The following is a 16,907-nucleotide window of genomic DNA, read 5'->3' as shown; positions in this document are numbered from 1 at the left end:
AAGCCACTCAATTGAGTGGCTTTTTTGGTTTTTATTAACCCTAGAATATAAATTTGTAGTTACCACTCTAGTTTACTTTATAAAAGACAGGTTTCAATTTAATCATTCCTTTTTCAATAAGTCTTTTATTAAATGCTTGGTCATATGATTCACTATTATACCAAACATCACGAAAAATTTCATTGAAAATTCTGAGATTCTTGTTCATACTCCAGAATTTTTTGTAATTCAAAGAGCTCTCTTTTTTGAGGATAAGCTATAAGTAATCTATCTAAATTATCTTTTGCCTCCTTGCAATTCATGAAATCTGTTTCGCATTTTAAACTCAATGCATAGGTCAGCCTATAGTTAATATCATATTCGTTAGGAAAAATTTCCAATGCTTCTTTGTATTGAAAAATAGCATTATTCCAATTTTTAGCTTTTAACCACTGGTCGCCATCTTCAATCAATTTTAAATAATTGTCCGTTTTAACTTTAAGGTTCTCCTTCTCTAATTTAAAAGTATGATTAGATAATATATTTGCGAAAAAAAATGTTACTAACACTAGTGCAAATACAATTGACAACCAAACAGTTACATTTATTCTATCTTGTCTTTTGCGTTCTTTGTAAATTTCCGCTCTAAGTAGCTTAAGTTCTTCTTTAGAAGCCTTTTTTAACTCTAACTTTCCTTCTGCTGCTTTTAAAAATTCTTTTTTTTGATTTAAAAATGAACGTTTTGATTTAAGGAGTTTTCTATTATTCCTCAGGCTTGTTATCATACCTTGCCCACTTGCTCCTCCTATCATATACTATTATTCAATAATCATTGCTAGCTACACCAATCCTTACGAGTAAGTATCTAAACACAGAATTTCTTCCGTAAAAACCTCACCAAAACCTGAGTGAAATTTTATTCCCGCTTGGTTTTACATTACCTATAACACCTAAATATAACAAAAACTCACAACTCTAAATTGAGAAAAAACTCATATCAACATCTAATAAATAAAAAAAGCGATAAGAACTGAATCTTATCGCTTTTTTAAAATGTGAGTAAAAATTTCTATTTAAATGTCTTCACCGATGCTCTCAACATCCAAGCCATTTGCTCGTGCTGTTGCATTAAACCAGTAATAAAATCGGCTGTACCTTCATCGTTATGTTCTTCGGCATTTTCACTAATGCTCTTTCTAATATATGATATTATTTGCTGATGATCGTCTAACAATAGCTTCATATAGCTAACACTATCATTTTGTTTTGGTTTTTTCTCATCTAATTGAGAAAGCTCAATAAACTCTCTTAATGTACCTGGCGCATATACACCTAACATTCTAATGCGTTCTGCTACCTCATCAACTATAATTTCTAGCTTACCGTACTCTTCTTCAAAAAATACATGCTTGGTATGAAAGTCACTTCCTTCAACGTTCCAGTGTGCATTTCTATATTTTGTATATAAAACGAATTCATCAGCAAGAATCTGTTGTAACATTTCAGATACTGCTTTTCTGTTTGTTTCTTTAATTCCTATTTCTGCTTTTTCTGCTTTCATTATATATGTGTTTTTAATTATTATCTACATCTAAATTACCTATATAATCACGTACCGTTTGCTGTATTCCATTTATAAATTGCCGCGATTAAAACCTGTCAGCAAACAAGAACTACAATTACCTCAATCGCTAAAATTACGCACTCGAACCGCTAATTTTGAGTATAATTACTCTGTAATTTTTTAATTTTAGTTTAAAATTATACATCATGCAAAAACCAAATAAAAGACTCGAAAATCAAACCTGTATTATTACGGGTTCAAGCTCAGGGTTAGGAGCTTCAATAGCAAAGTCTATAGCTAAAGAAGGCGCCAATGTTGTAATTAATTACCACAGTGATAAAGAAGGTGCAGAAGAGGTTGCTCATGAAATATCAAAACAATCAAATGCTCCTGAAACTTTAATTATTAAATGTGATGTTAGTAAAGAAGATGAGGTTAAAGACTTGTTTAAACAAACAATTTCTAAATTTGGAACTGTTGATATTTGCATACCAAATTCAGGCATACAAAAAGATTACCCTTTACATGAAATGCCTTTAAGTGCATGGCAACAAGTTATTGATGTAAATTTAACTGGGCAGTTTTTGTGTGCAAAAGAAGCCCTTAATGAGTTTTTAAGGAGAGGAATGAGACCCGAGGTATCAAAATCTATCGGTAAGCTTATACATATAAGCTCTGTACATGAAATTATACCATGGGCTGGCCATGCAAATTATGCTGCTGCTAAAGGTGGTTTAAAAATGTTAATGGAAAGTATTTGCCAAGGCTATGCACCACAAAAAGTTAGGTGTAACAGTATTGCGCCTGGAGCTATTAAAACAGATATTAATAAAGATGTATGGGATAATAAAGAGGGACTTGAAAAAGTTTTAAAACTTATACCTTACGACAGAATGGGAGTCCCTGATGATATTGGCAGCGTAGCTAGTTGGTTAGCATCTGACGAATCAGAATACGTAAATGGCACTACTCTTTTTGTTGATGGAGGAATGACTTGTTATCCAGGATTTACAGAAAACGGATAAAATAGTTATCCGTTTTTATTTTTTATTTCTTATCCTCTTTTTTATCTGCCTCAACTTCGGCATCTTTAAAAGTAATATCGTCATCAACTACATTTTTAAAAGCTTTAACCCAACCGTTTTTAAAAGCATTCCAAACTGTTGGCCACACTTTAGAGTTTACGTTGGTTAAATCACCCTCAATAGGCACTTTAGTTGCCAAGGTATTATTGCCTTTATTTTTCAATATAAATTTAAAGAAGCCTACGAATCCCTCCCATAGGGTATCAAAAAATTTATCTTGTTCTTTACTGATAAGTTTCGAATCTTTTAGCAAGGGTTTTATATAGCCTTTTAAATAACCATCCGCAATGGCTAATTCGCTAAATAGGTTAAAATTACCTTCGGCAAAATCGATACCTGCATAATGGTTTGTAAAATCATTTAAAGCCGTTACAGATGCATTTTCTAATGAAAATGATACATCCATATCTGGTATTTGCTTTACTAAATTCATTTTACCTTCCATTTTAAATTCACCATTACCAATTGACACTGCTGTAGCATGCAAATCAGACGGTAATGTTCTTTCATTTTGAACAATATTACGGAGGTTTGTTGCCTGTAAATTCAATTTATCCATATGTAAATCGATGGTGGGCTCTGCAGTAACTTCAACAAATGCAACCTTTCCATTTATTATTTCAAGGTTGTTGATATCAATAGGTACCAAGTCAGTTAATGCTTTCGTCCAATCATCAAAATCAGCATCTGTTGGCTCTTCTTTCTGATCTTCAAAAACATAAATAATTTCAGGACGAGTCATTATAATTTCACTTACAATTTTTCCTTTAAAAATTGATTTCCACTCTATTGATATATCTGTTTTTTCAAAATTCAAAAACGGAACCTCTGTACCGGCATCTAATTTATTTAAATACAAATTATCGATAACGTATGCTCCTCTTATCAATGAAATATCAATATCATTAACATGGCCATAATACCCAGGTATATCTGCTAATACTTTATTTACATAGGTTTTTACTATATAAGGCAGCAGAATTCTAGATAGTACTAATAATGCGATTATTATAATCGGCACTATATATCTTTTCTTTTTATATATCCTTCGCTTTACCTTAATGTCCATGCCTCTGTTTTAAATAATTATGCCTCTTTTAACCCTGCGCTATCGCCATCTAAGAATTTTTTAAAATCAGATCCACTTTTTAATTGGTGGTAATTTTCGCCAATTATTAAAACAGGGTACTGAATTAATTTTGGGCTTTTTTCTAAAATTTTCATCCAATCGTGCGCTTCTAAATCAATTTTTTTGTCGCCGTATTGTTTTACGAAATCTGCGTGATCTACATTAATAAGATCTTTAACAGGTATATTTAAATTACCTGCTAATTCTGCCCATTGTGTTCCTGAAACATTTGTTTTAGAAACATCTATACCTAATACTTTTTTATCTGAAGATTGTACGTAAGCGTAACACTGCTGACCAATACTATTTTCCGAGTTATAGTATAACGTAATTTTTTTATTATCTGTTGAAATTACTCCCATATCGTCCATCTGTTATTTTTTTAATAAAGGTATCTTAACGGCTCGGAAACGCTTGGCGTGTTCCAATTTATTATTAATTCAATTACTTCTCATCTTTTTTACCATTACCCGTCATTGTTGATAGAATACCACTTTTGACGTTGAGCCATAAATAATTAAAAAATGATTTAGTGGAGTTTCTTTCTACTTCAATTTGCCCGTATCTGTATCCTTTATCATCAGTATGAGAACCATCGTTAGTAAATACATTACCTATTAAAGTTAATACTTTATTAACGCCTAATCTATCTTTTTTTAGAACAACGAATTTAAAATCTTCATAATTCATTTTCATATCTCCTATTGAAGCATAATCATCACCACTTATTGTAAAATACAATTCGTTAATTGAACCCTCTGCTTCTGCTCTGAGGTTTGGCTTTAAAAAAGCATTTACATTTTCTGTTTCAAAATTGTGTATGCTGCCAGAAGCCTTAAATAGGTTTTTATCATTTACCTGGTAAAACGACCACTTTACTTTTATAGGAGCAACACCCATAAGTTTAGCTTTATTATCAAACAAAATTTCTTTTTTATTAGTGTTTGCTATGTTTATAATTCTAGAATTCAATTCTGTAAAGAATATTTCGCCTGCTTTAGCCTTTAAAGTAACTAGTTCTGAATATCTGATTTCTCCATCTTTAACAAAAAGCTCCTCTATATTTAAAGAAAAAGGTAGGTTTTGTATTTTTTCGCCAAACATTTTTTTTACAGTAAAATCATCTGATATAAGTTTATTACGATACATATTCAGCCTCAAACTTTCAAGCAAACCTGACTGAATTTCTAAATTTAAAGAATCTTGTTTAAAATTTAATTTCAGGCCGCTTATCTCTATAATAGGTACTTCTAAATCTATATGGTCACGCTCTTTTTTTATTTTATGTTGAAGAATTTCTTTTGAATACTTAGATTTTAATTCAAAATTTTTAATAGTCAACTTTTCATCCGACGATATGCTAGCCATACGCAATGCCTCGTACTCGTTTAAACTGAAATAAACTTCATTTGATTGAAATTTGAAATCTTTAAACTTAAAAGGAATTTTAGAAGCTAATGTTTTTGAGTTTATCAGGCAATTAGAAACATTAAAGTCTAAATTTTTAATTGTAAAATTTAAACTATCATTAGCTTTATAAAGGTCGATATTAGAATTGGTTATTTTAAAATTTTCAATCTTAATTGTTTGCTTAAAATTGGTGTTACTTTTTTTAAGTTTTGATGAGTCTTTCTTTTGATAATGTGTTGCATTTATTTTATCAAAAACAACATCATCAATAATAAAATTTCCATTTTTAATGAGATCATAATAACTAATCCCAATTACTTCTAATTTTTTTATAGTTGTAAAGCTTTTAGATGCTGTAGGCTTTATACGTATTTTATCAATCTGAATACTTTTAAAAAAAAGACTCACATATATATCTTCATAACTAATATCAAACGATTCTTTTAAATCACTTTTAAGTACTGTTTCAATCTTATTTTCCACATAATTTGTAACTACAAAATAGCCTATAACGCCTAAAGTAAGTAGTGGCAAAAGCACTAAATTAAGTTTCTTAAATCTACTCCTATGTCTTCTATAATCTTTCAAAATGTGAAGTATGGTTAGTTATACACGATAAAATTCCGCTATTACTGAAACATAGCCAGCCCCTATCAAACTTATAATTAACTGCATTACAATTGCTTTTAAATTGACATGGTATTTATTAGTACTTTAACCCAAAAATTCAAGCAACACAACAAAATCTCATGAACACCTTTTTTTATATAATGTACGGTATATGCACGCTGTGGGCTTTCGGCAGTATTGTTTTGCATGGTTCTAGGCCTACAAAATCATTAAGTTGGTTACTTGCTATAATTGCGATACCCTTTGGAGGCCCTATCTTATATTATTTATTTGGTGTTAACCGAAGAAAATTTAAATTTTTTAGACTGCGCCAAACAGAAAGAAGAAAACTTTATAACGAAACTTATCAAGAGCTAGAAAGTACAAATAATACAACTCAGATAGACTCTTTAAAATATGGTAAACTCTCTAAACTAATTGAAAGCAACACCTTTTTTTTACCGTATTCAGGTAATAATGTATCCGTCTTAAATGATGGAAAGCAAACATTTGATTCTATTTTTAAAGCAATACAAGAAGCTGAAAACTTTATTCATTTACAGTATTATATTTTTGAAGAAGGGGAGCTAACTGAACGTTTTTACAACGTATTTAAAGAAAAAATAAATGAAGGTGTAGAGGTAAGGCTTATATATGACTCTGTTGGTAGTTTTGCTTTTAGAGGGAAAATTATAAAACGGTTTAAAAAAATTGGTGTAAAAGCTTTTCCTATGATGCCATTGCGATTCGGAAGTTTACTATTTACACTAAATTATAGAAACCATAGAAAAATTGCAGTCATTGATGGTAAAATAGGATTTATTGGCGGCGTAAATGTATCTGATAAATACATAAAAAATATATCTGAATTAGGTATTTGGAAAGATTTACATTTAATGATTAAAGGCCCTGCTGTAAACAGTTTGCATCGCGTATTTATTAAAGATTATCATTTTGCTAGTGACGAAGAGCTTTTAATCAATGAAAAATATTTGCCAAATAATGAACCAATAGGTGATAGTACGATACAAATTGTTACCAGTGGTCCAGACTCTAAGCAACCCGCCGTTATGCAACAATATGTTGCTATGATTAACAGTGCTCAAGAAAGCATCTGTATTGCCAACCCTTATTTTATACCAGGTGTTACAGTAATTCAAGCGATAAAAGTAGCAGCATTAAGCGGTATAGAGGTCAGTCTTCTAATACCTAGTAAATCAGATTCTATAATGGCTAAATACAGTATGTATGCTAACTTTGAAGAATTGCTTGCTATAGGTGTTAAAATATTTTTAAGAAACGATTTTTCACACAGCAAGGTTATATTAATTGATAGCGAACTTGCTTCTGTAGGCTCTGGCAATTTTGATTACCGAAGTTTTGAACACAATTTTGAAGCTAATGCTTTAATATATGACAGTAAAATCACTAAAGTTATTTGCGAGGAATTTGACACCCAATGCCATAAGAATAATCTAATAGATTATAAAACTTTTAAGAATAGGCCGATAGCCCAAAAATTCTTAGAAGGCCTTGCTAATTTTTTTAGCCCACTACTTTAAAACCATTGGTTTAGGTTAATTATAAATTCGAATAGAGCAATAGAAACTCAATACCATCGTTAAATTTGCTGTAATAAAACAAACAAAGAAGATGAAGAAAATTTTAGGTGTATTAGCCGTAATTATTTTAACAACTGTAGCTGCACAAGCACAGTCAATTTCTAAAAACGCATTAGGTCTTAGATTAGGTGATAATGATGGTTTTGGTGGAGAAGTATCTTACCAACGTTATTTGAAAGAAAATAACAGACTTGAATTTGATTTAGGATGGAGAGACTCTAATAATGTAGATGCTTTTAAATTAATTGGATTGTACCAATGGGTTATGCCTATTGATGGTGGTTTTAATTGGTTTGTTGGTGCTGGTGGTGGTTTAGGATCATTTGATGCTGGTGAAAACGATGGTGTTTTTGCTGTAATTGCAGGTGATATTGGAATTGAATATAATTTTGATTTTCCTTTGATACTTTCTCTAGATATGCGTCCTGAATTAGGTTTTAACGACAACTATTCTGACGATTTAGATTTAGATATTGCATTAGGTATCAGATACCAGTTTTAAAAATTACATGAAAAAGAAGAGTAAATTAAAAAAGTGGCTATTAGCCACTTTTTGCATTTTAATAACCGTTGCATTTGCAAATATGAAAGATAAAAAATCAGAACATATAGTACCCGATTCTATAAGAAAGGAAGCTTTAACAGCCCTCTCTTATTATCCTGAGTTGAAAAACACTAGAATTGAAATTAAATTTAAAAAGAATATTAAAAAATCTATAATGCAGGCGCAGCCTTCATTTTGGAGCTTATTAAATTCAAAAAAAAATAGGCGTTATTATATATTTGTAAGTGAGTCTTTTGAAATTGAAGGTGTAAAATTTGATACCAAAAACATTCCTGAAAATGTAATGATTGGCTGGCTTGGACATGAATTAGGTCATGTTATGGACTATAGAAACAGAAATAGTTTTGATCTTATTTGGTTCGGAATAAAATATATTCTTTTAGATAAATCGATTAGAGAAGCAGAAAGAGCAGCAGACTCATATGCCGTTGAAAAAAACATGGATAAATATATTTTAGAAACAAAAAATTTCATCTTAAACAACACCAATTTATCGGAAGTTTACAAAGCTAGAATTAAAAAATACTATCTTTCTCCTGATGAAATTTTGGCAATTGTAGAAGAACGAGATAAGGCTCTAAATTTAAAGTAATTAAATATTATTGGTAAATTTCTCCCATTCTTCAAATTTCTCTTCACCCATTACACGTTCCATTTTCACCTGTCCACCTTTCTTTTTATTTGCACCGTTCCATTCGTGAAAAACATTTGGAGAAACGATAGTTACCTTTACTCCTTTTAATGCTTTTGACCTTGCTACTTTATAGTTTTTGTTAGCTTCTTTTAAATGCTCATCTAAAGCTGCAATCACCTTTTTAGTATCTAGCTCATCTTCTGTTCCTAAATACCAGCTATGGTAAAAATCCTCATCAAAACGTTTTGCACAAAGTGTATACTCAGATATTTTAACATTAAAAACCTCTTCAATATGGTTCAGGGCATCATCTAGTTTATTTACTGACAACTGTGACCCTACGGTATTTAAAAAGAATTTTGTTCGTCCAGTAATTTTAATCTCAGCACGTTCTAAATCTGTAAATTCAATAGTATCTCCAATTAAATAACGCCACGCACCAGATACAGTACTAATTACTAAAGCATAATCTTGATCTTTTTCTACTTCTGAAAGTGTAAGTGCAGGTGCATCATCAGTTAAAGAACCATCTTGATTAATGTATTCAGGCTTAAAAGGCACAAATTCAAAATAGATACCACTATTCGTTGCTAATTTCATAGCGTCAGTTTCTGGCCTTGCTTGAAAAGCTACAAAACCTTCTGATGCCAAATATGTATCAATAACTGTAATTGGGTGTGCTAATAAAGCATTAAAGCTTTTTTTATAAGGTGCAAAAGCAACGCCTCCAGAAGTATAAACTTGTAGGTTAGGCCAAATTTCGTGTATATTATTTAAATTATGATCTGCAATAACTTTCTCTAACATTAATTCTATCCATGAAGGTATACCACTTAGCGCACCAATATCCCAATTTTTTGCATTGTCTGATATTTTCTGAACACGTTCGTCCCAATCTTCAATTTGTGCAATTTCTTCTCCTGGTTTATAATAATCTCGAAACCAGAAAGGAATATTACTTGCACTTATACCACTAATTTCACCTTCTAAATGATCGTTTTTTTCAGTTAAATCGGTAGAACTCCCCAACATCAGAATTCCTTTTTCAAAAAAATCCGCAGGCAAATCAAAATTACTAAGTGCAGATACTTGATCTATACCCGTACTTTTTATTGCTGAAATCATAGCATCAGTAACAGGTATTCTTTTACTAGTTTTACCTGTAGTACCCGAACTTAACGCATAATAATCTGGTGTTCCTGGCCATGTTACATTTTCTTTTCCTTCATGCAGTTTACTCCACCATTCGTCATTTATTTTATTATAATCGAAAAAAGGAATTGAACTAGAAAATAATTTTGATGTATTAGGGGCATCAATTAACTTATCAAAATTATAATATTGACCAAAGGCAGTGTCTTTTGCTTTTTCTAAAATATTTTTTAAAAGATTTTCTTGTTCCTCTATAGGATTAGACTCTGGAGTCAGTTTATCTTTTAATTCTATAACTCCTTTTATTATTGCCCCTAAAACTGCCATATGGTTATTATTTAATGTTTTTATAAAATAAAAATCGGCTAGATTTGTATCTCCACACCGATTTTAGTATTCTTATTTATCTAAGATTTTTTATTAAGCACTTGCCACTTGTTTCTTGTGCTTGCCTTCCTTAATTTCTTCAATCATTTTTTCAATGAAAGCTGGCAAATCACCAGGGTTCCTACTTGTTACTAACCCGCTATCCACAACAACCTCTTCATCCATCCAAGTACCGCCTGCATTTAAAATATCATCTTTAATACTTTTGTATGATGTTACTTCTCTATTTTCAATAACACCTGCACTTACTAATAACCATGGAGCATGGCAAATAGCTGCTACTGGTTTTCCACTTTTAAAAAATGCTCTTATAAAATCTAACGCATCTTCATTTGTTCTTAACGTATCGGGATTAATTACTCCTCCTGGCAAAACTAAACTACTGTAGTCTGATTCGTTTACTTCGTTCAGATCAAAATTAACAGCTATAGATTTTCCCCAATCTGTTTGGTCCCAACTTTTAATGTCTCCTTTTTTAATAGAAATTATATCTACTTCAGCTCCTTCTTTTTTTAATGCTTCAAGAGGTTCAAATAATTCTGATTTTTCAAATCCGTCAGTAGCTAAGATAGCTACCTTTTTATTTTCTAATTTCATAGTTTGATATTTTCTTCATTAATCTTTTCTAAGATATTGTAACCAATATCCTACGTAAAATTACAAATGACATCCATAATAAATGTGCTCATTTAAAAGTATAATGAACGCATAAGCAAACAGTTAGCTTTTACAACTGTTTTTTAACAAAAAAAAGTGGTTTTATTTATGTATCACAAAAAAACGTCCGAACATTTATAAATAATGTTCGGACGTTAAGTTGTTTGATACTCTACTTTTAAAAAAGAATGTATCTACTTCAATGTAAATGTAGTTTTCATGGTTGCATCAGAATTAGTTCCTACAAAAACCTCAAATTTACCAGGTTCAGATACAAATTCTAAATTAGAATTATAAAATTTTAAATCGTCAGGTGATAAAAGAAGCTCTATTTGCTTTTTTTCGCCTTTCTTAAGCATTATCTTCTTAAAGCCTTTAAGTTGCTTAATTGGTTGGGTAATGCTTCTAACAACATCTCTAAGGTATAATTGCACTACTTCTTCTCCATCAAAGTTTCCTGTATTTTTAATTGAGAAACTAACTGAGATAGATTCATCTGAAGCAATTTCACTTTTCAAAACTTTTAAATCAGAATACTCAAAATTAGTATAACTTAATCCGTACCCAAAAGGTAATAATGGAGTATTTGGAGCATCTAAATAATTAGATTTGAATTTTTCAAATTCTGCTGTTGGTTGTGGTCTACCTGTTGTTTTAATACTGTGGTAAATTGGTATTTGACCCACATTACGTGGCCATGTAGCTGTTAATTTACCTGATGGGTTATACGCTCCAAAAACAACATCTGCAATAGCATTACCAGCTTCTATACCAGGAAACCAAACTTGTAAAATACTAACAGGTAAAGCTAACTCATCTTCAATTGTTAATGGCCTACCACTCATTAAAACTAAAACTACAGGTTTCCCTGTTTCAACTAAAGCATTAATTAATTTTTTCTGACTTGCTGAAATATTTAAATCCGTTCTACTTGATGATTCACCTGTCATTTCTGTAGCCTCACCAACGACAGCAACAACAACGTCTGATTTTTTAGCTACCTCAACAGCTTCAGACAACAGTATTTCAGGCGATTTCTTATCGATAACTACTCGAGTACCAAAAACATTTGTATTTGTAGCTAACTCTTCATCATCTGTAATATTTGCCCCTTTTGCATACATTATAGTTGCATTTGGCGCTACGTTTTTGAATCCTTCAATTATAGGAATAGATATGCTAGGATCTCCCGTAGGTGCCCACGTACCTAACATATTTTCTTTACTATCTGCTAAATCGCCAATTAAAGCAATTTTTGCATTTTTTTGTAAAGGCAAAACTGAATTATGGTTTTTAAGCAAAACAAAAGATTTTTTAGCGACATCTCTAGCCACAATTCTATTCTCTTGCTTTAAAATATCCTTCGCTGGTCTCTTTTTATTGATATATTTATAAGGGTCATCAAACAAACCTAATTTAAATTTCGCTTCTAATATTCTGCGACAAGCAATTGTAATTTCTTCTTCGGAAACTTTACCTTCTTCTAATGATTTTTTTAGCGTTGTTAAAAAACCTTCGCCAACCATATCCATATCCAAACCTGCTTTTAAAGATAATGCAGATACTGTTTGCAAATCTCCAAGGCCATGAGCTATCATTTCATTAACAGAAGTATAGTCTGACACTACAAAACCATTAAAGCCCCATTGGTTACGTAGCAAGTCTGTTAACAACCATTTGTTACCTGAAGCAGGAATACCATCAACATCGTTAAAAGAACTCATAACACTACCCACACCCGCATCAATAGCTGCTTTATAGGGCGGAAAATACTCGTTATACATTTTAATTCTGCTCATATCTACAGAATTGTAATCTCTACCTCCTTCTACAGCTCCATAAAGAGCAAAATGCTTTACACATGCTAGCATAGTGTCAGCATCAGTTAAATCATCTCCTTGATAACCAACAACCATAGCTTTTGCAATTTCTGATCCTAAGTAAGGGTCTTCACCTGCGCCTTCTGCAATACGTCCCCATCTTGGGTCACGTGCAATATCAACCATTGGAGAAAAGTTCCAGTTTATACCATCAGCTGTTGCTTCTAAAGCCGCAATTTGAGCTGTTTTTTTAAGTAATTCCATATCCCAAGTAGAAGAAAGCGCTAATGGAATTGGAAATGTAGTTTTATATCCATGAATAATATCTGAACCAAATATTAAAGGAATTCCTAACCGAGTTTTTTTTACTGCAAAATCTTGTGCTGCTTTTATCTTCTCTGGTCCTGCTATACCAAATAAGCCACCTACTTGCCCCGCTTTAATTTTATCCTCTACATTAGAACTAACTACCGAACCTGTAGCAATACCACCACCTGGAGTCACAAGGTTTAGTTGTCCAATCTTTTCTTCAATCGTCATTTTCTGTAAAAGAGTTTCTACTTCCGGAATTTTATTTTGTGCCTGTGTAGAAATTGCAAACAGACTTATTGCTGCTATACTGATTTTATATGCGAATTTTTTTAATATCATTCTTTATTTTTTAATAGTGTATGCTAAGTGAGTACTATAGTTTTTGCTTTGTTTTAGAAAAAAGCCATGGTAATAATTCTGGTTCTGCGAATGCAGAATCCCAACTGTTGTGGTTTGCAAAATCGTAAAGTGTTAATTTTGGGTATCCACCATATTCTAATATTTCTTTGGTCATCTCTAAAGATAAAATAGGGTCTATAACATTGTCTTGTGAGCCATGAAACGCCCACAATGGTACTTTTGCAGCATATTCTTTTGCTGATTTTGGCTTTCCGCCACCGCAAATGGCTATTGCAGCTGCAAATAGGTTTGGCCTACGGTAAAGCAACTCGTAAGTTCCCATTCCGCCCATTGATAGTCCCATAATATAAACCTGATCTGTTTTTGCAAAGGGTTCTGCTAATGTTTCATCTACCAGATCCATAACTAAGCCTAATGCCTTTGTTGGTTTTCTGCCATATTTAAAACGTAGACCTACTGGTTGTGTTTTTCTATTGACTTTTACATTAGCCCAATATTCATTTTCAGGACACTGTGGAAATATTACAATAGCAGGAAAATCTCTCTTTATCTCTTCATTTGAAAATAAGCCACTACCGTGCATAAGCTGACTTTCATTATCATTACCACGTTCACCTGCTCCATGTAAGAAGAATAATACTGGATATTTATTTGTGTTTACAAAATCATTCGGGTATTGAATACGGTACAAAAGCGTATCACCTTCTTTTATAAACATTTTTTCTTCAAAAGTGCTGTATTGGGCTGTAAGTTGAAAACAACCTAGTAAAAGAAGAATTTGAATTATTTTTCTAGCTTCCATATGTAAATCCTAATTTATTTAATCCTGATTGAACGTCTTCATTTTGCATAAATAAACTCCATAATAAACCAGACCTATAATTTTCTATCATTATAATTTGTGGTCCCTGATCGATTGCTAAATAAGCTTCTGCTACCCAAAAATCAGTTTGAGGACTAAAAGCATCATAAAACCCAGCAGAGCCTAATAATTTACTTTTATTCGTATAAAAATAATGCAACGCTTGTAAAGATTCTTCAGGAGTATATACTATTGAGCTGATTGCTGCAGTAGGAGAAACAACGCCTATATCATTATTTGGAGCATGTGCAGCATACCCTAAACTACCATCGGTATTTCTAGAATAACTAGCCGTTAAACCCCAACAATCTTCTCCATAATCTTTAAAATTATTTGGATTAGCAACTGCATAATTATAGTTAATTTTACTATGATTGACACTTACGTCTCCATAATTCACAAATTCATCTATTAAACCGTTTGGATTTAACCCCAAGAAGGAATAATGAGAGAAAAACAAAGGTCCGCCTAACTCTTCAGAACCAGCATGTTTTACAATTAATGGGTAATTATACGCAGTAGCTGTTGATTTGATACTACCATTTGATGCCCACCCATTTTTATAAACTTCTTTTGAAATGCTATAGCTTGGTGATGCAGCTGCAAGAACATATGTAATTAAGGTTTCGTTATACCCTTTCAATTCTAAATTAATAGCAAAGTTATTTGATGGACTCCAGTGCCAGAAAAGTGAATTTTCACCTTGTGTATACCAATCCCATTCAACATCTTTCCATAAAGTATCTGCTTTATTGGCTAGCTCTTTCTCTGCTTCAGACCCATTTTTAAAATACTCTTTAACACAAATTAAGCCTTGTACTACAAAAGCTGTTTCTACTAAATCTCCTCCATCATCTTGTGGGCTAAATGGTTTTACTTTACCTGTATTTCCATCAATCCAATGTGGCCAAGCACCATGAAAACGGTCTGCTGTATTTAAAAATGTAATAATTTTATTCAAACGGCCAACAGCTTGTTCTCTTGAAATATAATTTCTTTCAACGCCTACAAGAATAGCCATTAATCCAAAACCCGTTCCTCCTGTAGTTACTGTATTTTCATCATTACTTGGGTCATTAGGGTGGTATCTTTCCTTTGCTGCACCAGAAGCTGTATGAGCAAAATCCCAAAAATATTTAAATGTTTCTGCCTGTGTTATGTCTAATAATTCTTCGTCTGTTATTTCTGCCTCTTCTGGCTCTGGATTAACCTCTGGCAATTCAGAAACCCCAGTTGGCCCTTGACTAACATCTTTAGAACAAGATACTAGAAACAAAAAAAACAGTGTGAAAAATTTAAAATTATTCATTTGTATAGAAATATTAACTTAAAATTTTAAAACAGATTTGGGTTATATATGCGTTAATTATTCTTTCACTTTAGTGTATTTAAAACCTAATGTTTTAAGCCCTTTTTTCACATCTTCATTTTTCATAAAGTTATTCCATAATAAGCCACTTCTATAATTTTCAATCATAACAGGTATTGGACCTTGATCGATAGCTAAATACCTTGGCAGACTCCAATCGTCTTCTAAACTAAAAGCATCATAAGGACCATATTTACCAACTAAACTATCTTGTTCAGTGTACATATATCTTAAAAAGGTTAAACTTTCTTTTGGCGTGTATGGCATTGATGATAATGCTGCCGTTGGAGATATTACTCCTAAATCATTATCTGGTCGGTGCCCATCGTAACCTTTAATAGAATAGCTTGATGTAAAACCCCATGCTTTTTCACCATATCCTTTAAAATTATTTGGATTTGCAACCGCATGTTTATAATGTATTAAAGCATGATTCTGATTCAACTTCCAATAATCTGCATATTGATCTGTAAGGCCTTTAGGGTTTAAACCTAAATAAGAGTAATGTGCCCAAAACAGTGGACCTACAGGAGCCTTATCATGTTCATAATGATTTACAACTGTTTTAAGACCATAATAAGTAGTGTCTTTTTTAATTGCGCCATTACCTGCCCAACCCTCTTCATATACCTTTTTTTGAATAGGATGTGTTGGAGAAGCTGCACCTAAAACATACATAATTAAAGCTTCGTTATAACCACCAACTGGAAAGTTCATATCCCAACCGTAATTTTCAGACCAGTGCCAATACAATACATTTTCACCTTTTGTATACCAATCAAACTCTACACCTTCCCATAGTTTTTGAATACGATCTCTAATAGCTAATTCTTCAGCATTAGACTTATTAAAGTATTCTTTAGCCGTTAGTAACCCTTGAATTAAAAATGCAGTTTCAACCAAATCTCCACCATCATCTTTTTTGCTAAAAGGAGCTGTTTTTCCCGAAGGTTTCAGCCAATGCGGCCATGCACCATGAAAGCGATCTGCTTTTTCTAAAAAATTAATAATTGTATCATAGCGCTGAACAGCTTGTTCTCTTGTAATAAAACCTCTTTCGACACCTACCAAAATTGCCATTAAACCAAACCCAGAACCACCTATTGTAATTACATCTTTATCATTAGATGGATAAATACCATCTAAATGAATTCGTTCTCTTGCTAAACCCGAAGTTGGCTCTGCTCCTTCCCAGAAATAATCGAACGTTTGCCTTTGAACTTTATCTAATAATTCAGTATCAGAAATAGTTATTTTTTCAGTTGCTGATTCTTCTACATTCTCTACTTTTTTAGGTTTGCGGTCATTGCATCCCTCAACTAAAGATACAATAACCACTAAAACTAAACTCGCAATTAACTTAACTAAATTCTTCATAGGTATTTGTCTAT

The 16,907-nt window shown here is 32.0% G+C and carries 15 protein-coding genes; 4 read left to right on the top strand and 11 right to left on the bottom strand.

Annotated elements, in window-relative coordinates; all coding sequences use genetic code 11:
- Positions 1–179: 179 nt before the first annotated feature.
- Together H0I23_RS15640 and H0I23_RS15635 are read right to left on the bottom strand one after the other, a co-directional pair.
- Positions 180–791, bottom strand: a complete 612-nt coding sequence (locus tag H0I23_RS15640) for a hypothetical protein (protein ID WP_216784219.1) — start codon at positions 789–791, stop codon at positions 180–182.
- A gap of 257 nt (positions 792–1,048) precedes the next feature.
- Positions 1,049–1,540, bottom strand: a complete 492-nt coding sequence (locus tag H0I23_RS15635; protein WP_216784218.1) for a Dps family protein — start codon at positions 1,538–1,540, stop codon at positions 1,049–1,051.
- A 209-nt stretch (positions 1,541–1,749) separates the two neighbouring features.
- Between H0I23_RS15635 and H0I23_RS15630 the strand changes: the two genes are divergently transcribed.
- Positions 1,750–2,568, top strand: a complete 819-nt coding sequence (locus H0I23_RS15630) for an SDR family oxidoreductase (RefSeq protein ID WP_216784217.1) — start codon at positions 1,750–1,752, stop codon at positions 2,566–2,568.
- A gap of 22 nt (positions 2,569–2,590) precedes the next feature.
- Here H0I23_RS15630 and H0I23_RS15625 read toward each other — a convergent pair whose 3' ends face one another.
- The 3 genes from H0I23_RS15625 to H0I23_RS15615 all read right to left on the bottom strand — a co-directional run bounded on the left by H0I23_RS15625 (position 2,591) and on the right by H0I23_RS15615 (position 5,755).
- Positions 2,591–3,697: a DUF748 domain-containing protein gene (locus H0I23_RS15625; protein ID WP_216784216.1), complete on the bottom strand. Its 1,107-nt coding sequence runs from the start codon at positions 3,695–3,697 to the stop codon at positions 2,591–2,593.
- 17 nt (positions 3,698–3,714) lie between these two features.
- The gene (locus H0I23_RS15620) at positions 3,715–4,128 is read right to left on the bottom strand and encodes an arsenate reductase family protein (protein WP_254073622.1); all 414 of its coding nucleotides are present in this window, start codon (positions 4,126–4,128) and stop codon (positions 3,715–3,717) included.
- Between the two features lie 73 nt (positions 4,129–4,201).
- Positions 4,202–5,755 (bottom strand): hypothetical protein, encoded by a 1,554-nt coding sequence (locus tag H0I23_RS15615; RefSeq protein ID WP_216784215.1) that lies wholly within the window; start codon positions 5,753–5,755, stop codon positions 4,202–4,204.
- Positions 5,756–5,916: 161 nt separating this feature from the next.
- On the opposite strand from H0I23_RS15615, the gene cls reads away from it, so the two are divergent.
- The 3 genes from cls to H0I23_RS15600 all read left to right on the top strand — a co-directional run bounded on the left by cls (position 5,917) and on the right by H0I23_RS15600 (position 8,555).
- A complete protein-coding gene (gene cls / locus H0I23_RS15610; protein ID WP_216784214.1) occupies positions 5,917–7,338 on the top strand; it encodes a cardiolipin synthase in 1,422 nt (473 codons plus the stop codon).
- A gap of 91 nt (positions 7,339–7,429) precedes the next feature.
- The gene (locus H0I23_RS15605) at positions 7,430–7,900 is read left to right on the top strand and encodes a hypothetical protein (RefSeq protein ID WP_216784213.1); all 471 of its coding nucleotides are present in this window, start codon (positions 7,430–7,432) and stop codon (positions 7,898–7,900) included.
- Positions 7,901–7,907: 7 nt separating this feature from the next.
- Positions 7,908–8,555, top strand: a complete 648-nt coding sequence (locus tag H0I23_RS15600) for a hypothetical protein (protein WP_254073621.1) — start codon at positions 7,908–7,910, stop codon at positions 8,553–8,555.
- Here H0I23_RS15600 and H0I23_RS15595 read toward each other — a convergent pair whose 3' ends face one another.
- From H0I23_RS15595 to H0I23_RS15570, 6 genes are all read right to left on the bottom strand, one after another.
- Positions 8,556–10,076 (bottom strand): GH3 auxin-responsive promoter family protein, encoded by a 1,521-nt coding sequence (locus H0I23_RS15595; protein WP_216784212.1) that lies wholly within the window; start codon positions 10,074–10,076, stop codon positions 8,556–8,558.
- A 93-nt stretch (positions 10,077–10,169) separates the two neighbouring features.
- Positions 10,170–10,733: a type 1 glutamine amidotransferase domain-containing protein gene (locus H0I23_RS15590; RefSeq protein WP_216784211.1), complete on the bottom strand. Its 564-nt coding sequence runs from the start codon at positions 10,731–10,733 to the stop codon at positions 10,170–10,172.
- Positions 10,734–10,987: 254 nt separating this feature from the next.
- On the bottom strand, positions 10,988–13,264 hold the full coding sequence (bglX, locus tag H0I23_RS15585) for a beta-glucosidase BglX (protein WP_216784210.1): 2,277 nt from the start codon (positions 13,262–13,264) through the stop codon (positions 10,988–10,990).
- 34 nt (positions 13,265–13,298) lie between these two features.
- Positions 13,299–14,087 carry a prolyl oligopeptidase family serine peptidase gene (locus tag H0I23_RS15580; protein WP_216784209.1) on the bottom strand — a complete coding sequence of 263 codons (789 nt, stop codon included), beginning with the start codon at positions 14,085–14,087 and terminating at the stop codon, positions 13,299–13,301.
- The gene (locus H0I23_RS15575; RefSeq protein WP_216784208.1) at positions 14,077–15,456 is read right to left on the bottom strand and encodes a glucoamylase family protein; all 1,380 of its coding nucleotides are present in this window, start codon (positions 15,454–15,456) and stop codon (positions 14,077–14,079) included. The genes H0I23_RS15580 and H0I23_RS15575 overlap by 11 nt, the downstream gene beginning before the upstream one ends.
- Positions 15,457–15,513: 57 nt before the next feature.
- Complete coding sequence (locus tag H0I23_RS15570) at positions 15,514–16,893, bottom strand: glucoamylase family protein (RefSeq protein WP_216784207.1); 1,380 nt, start codon at positions 16,891–16,893, stop codon at positions 15,514–15,516.
- Positions 16,894–16,907: the final 14 nt, after the last annotated feature.

It is taken from the genome of Cellulophaga sp. HaHaR_3_176 (assembly GCF_019021925.1).
Lineage (GTDB): Bacteria > Bacteroidota > Bacteroidia > Flavobacteriales > Flavobacteriaceae > Cellulophaga.
Note: the sequence above shows the minus strand (reverse complement) of the source record. Positions and strands in the feature narration are given on the sequence as shown.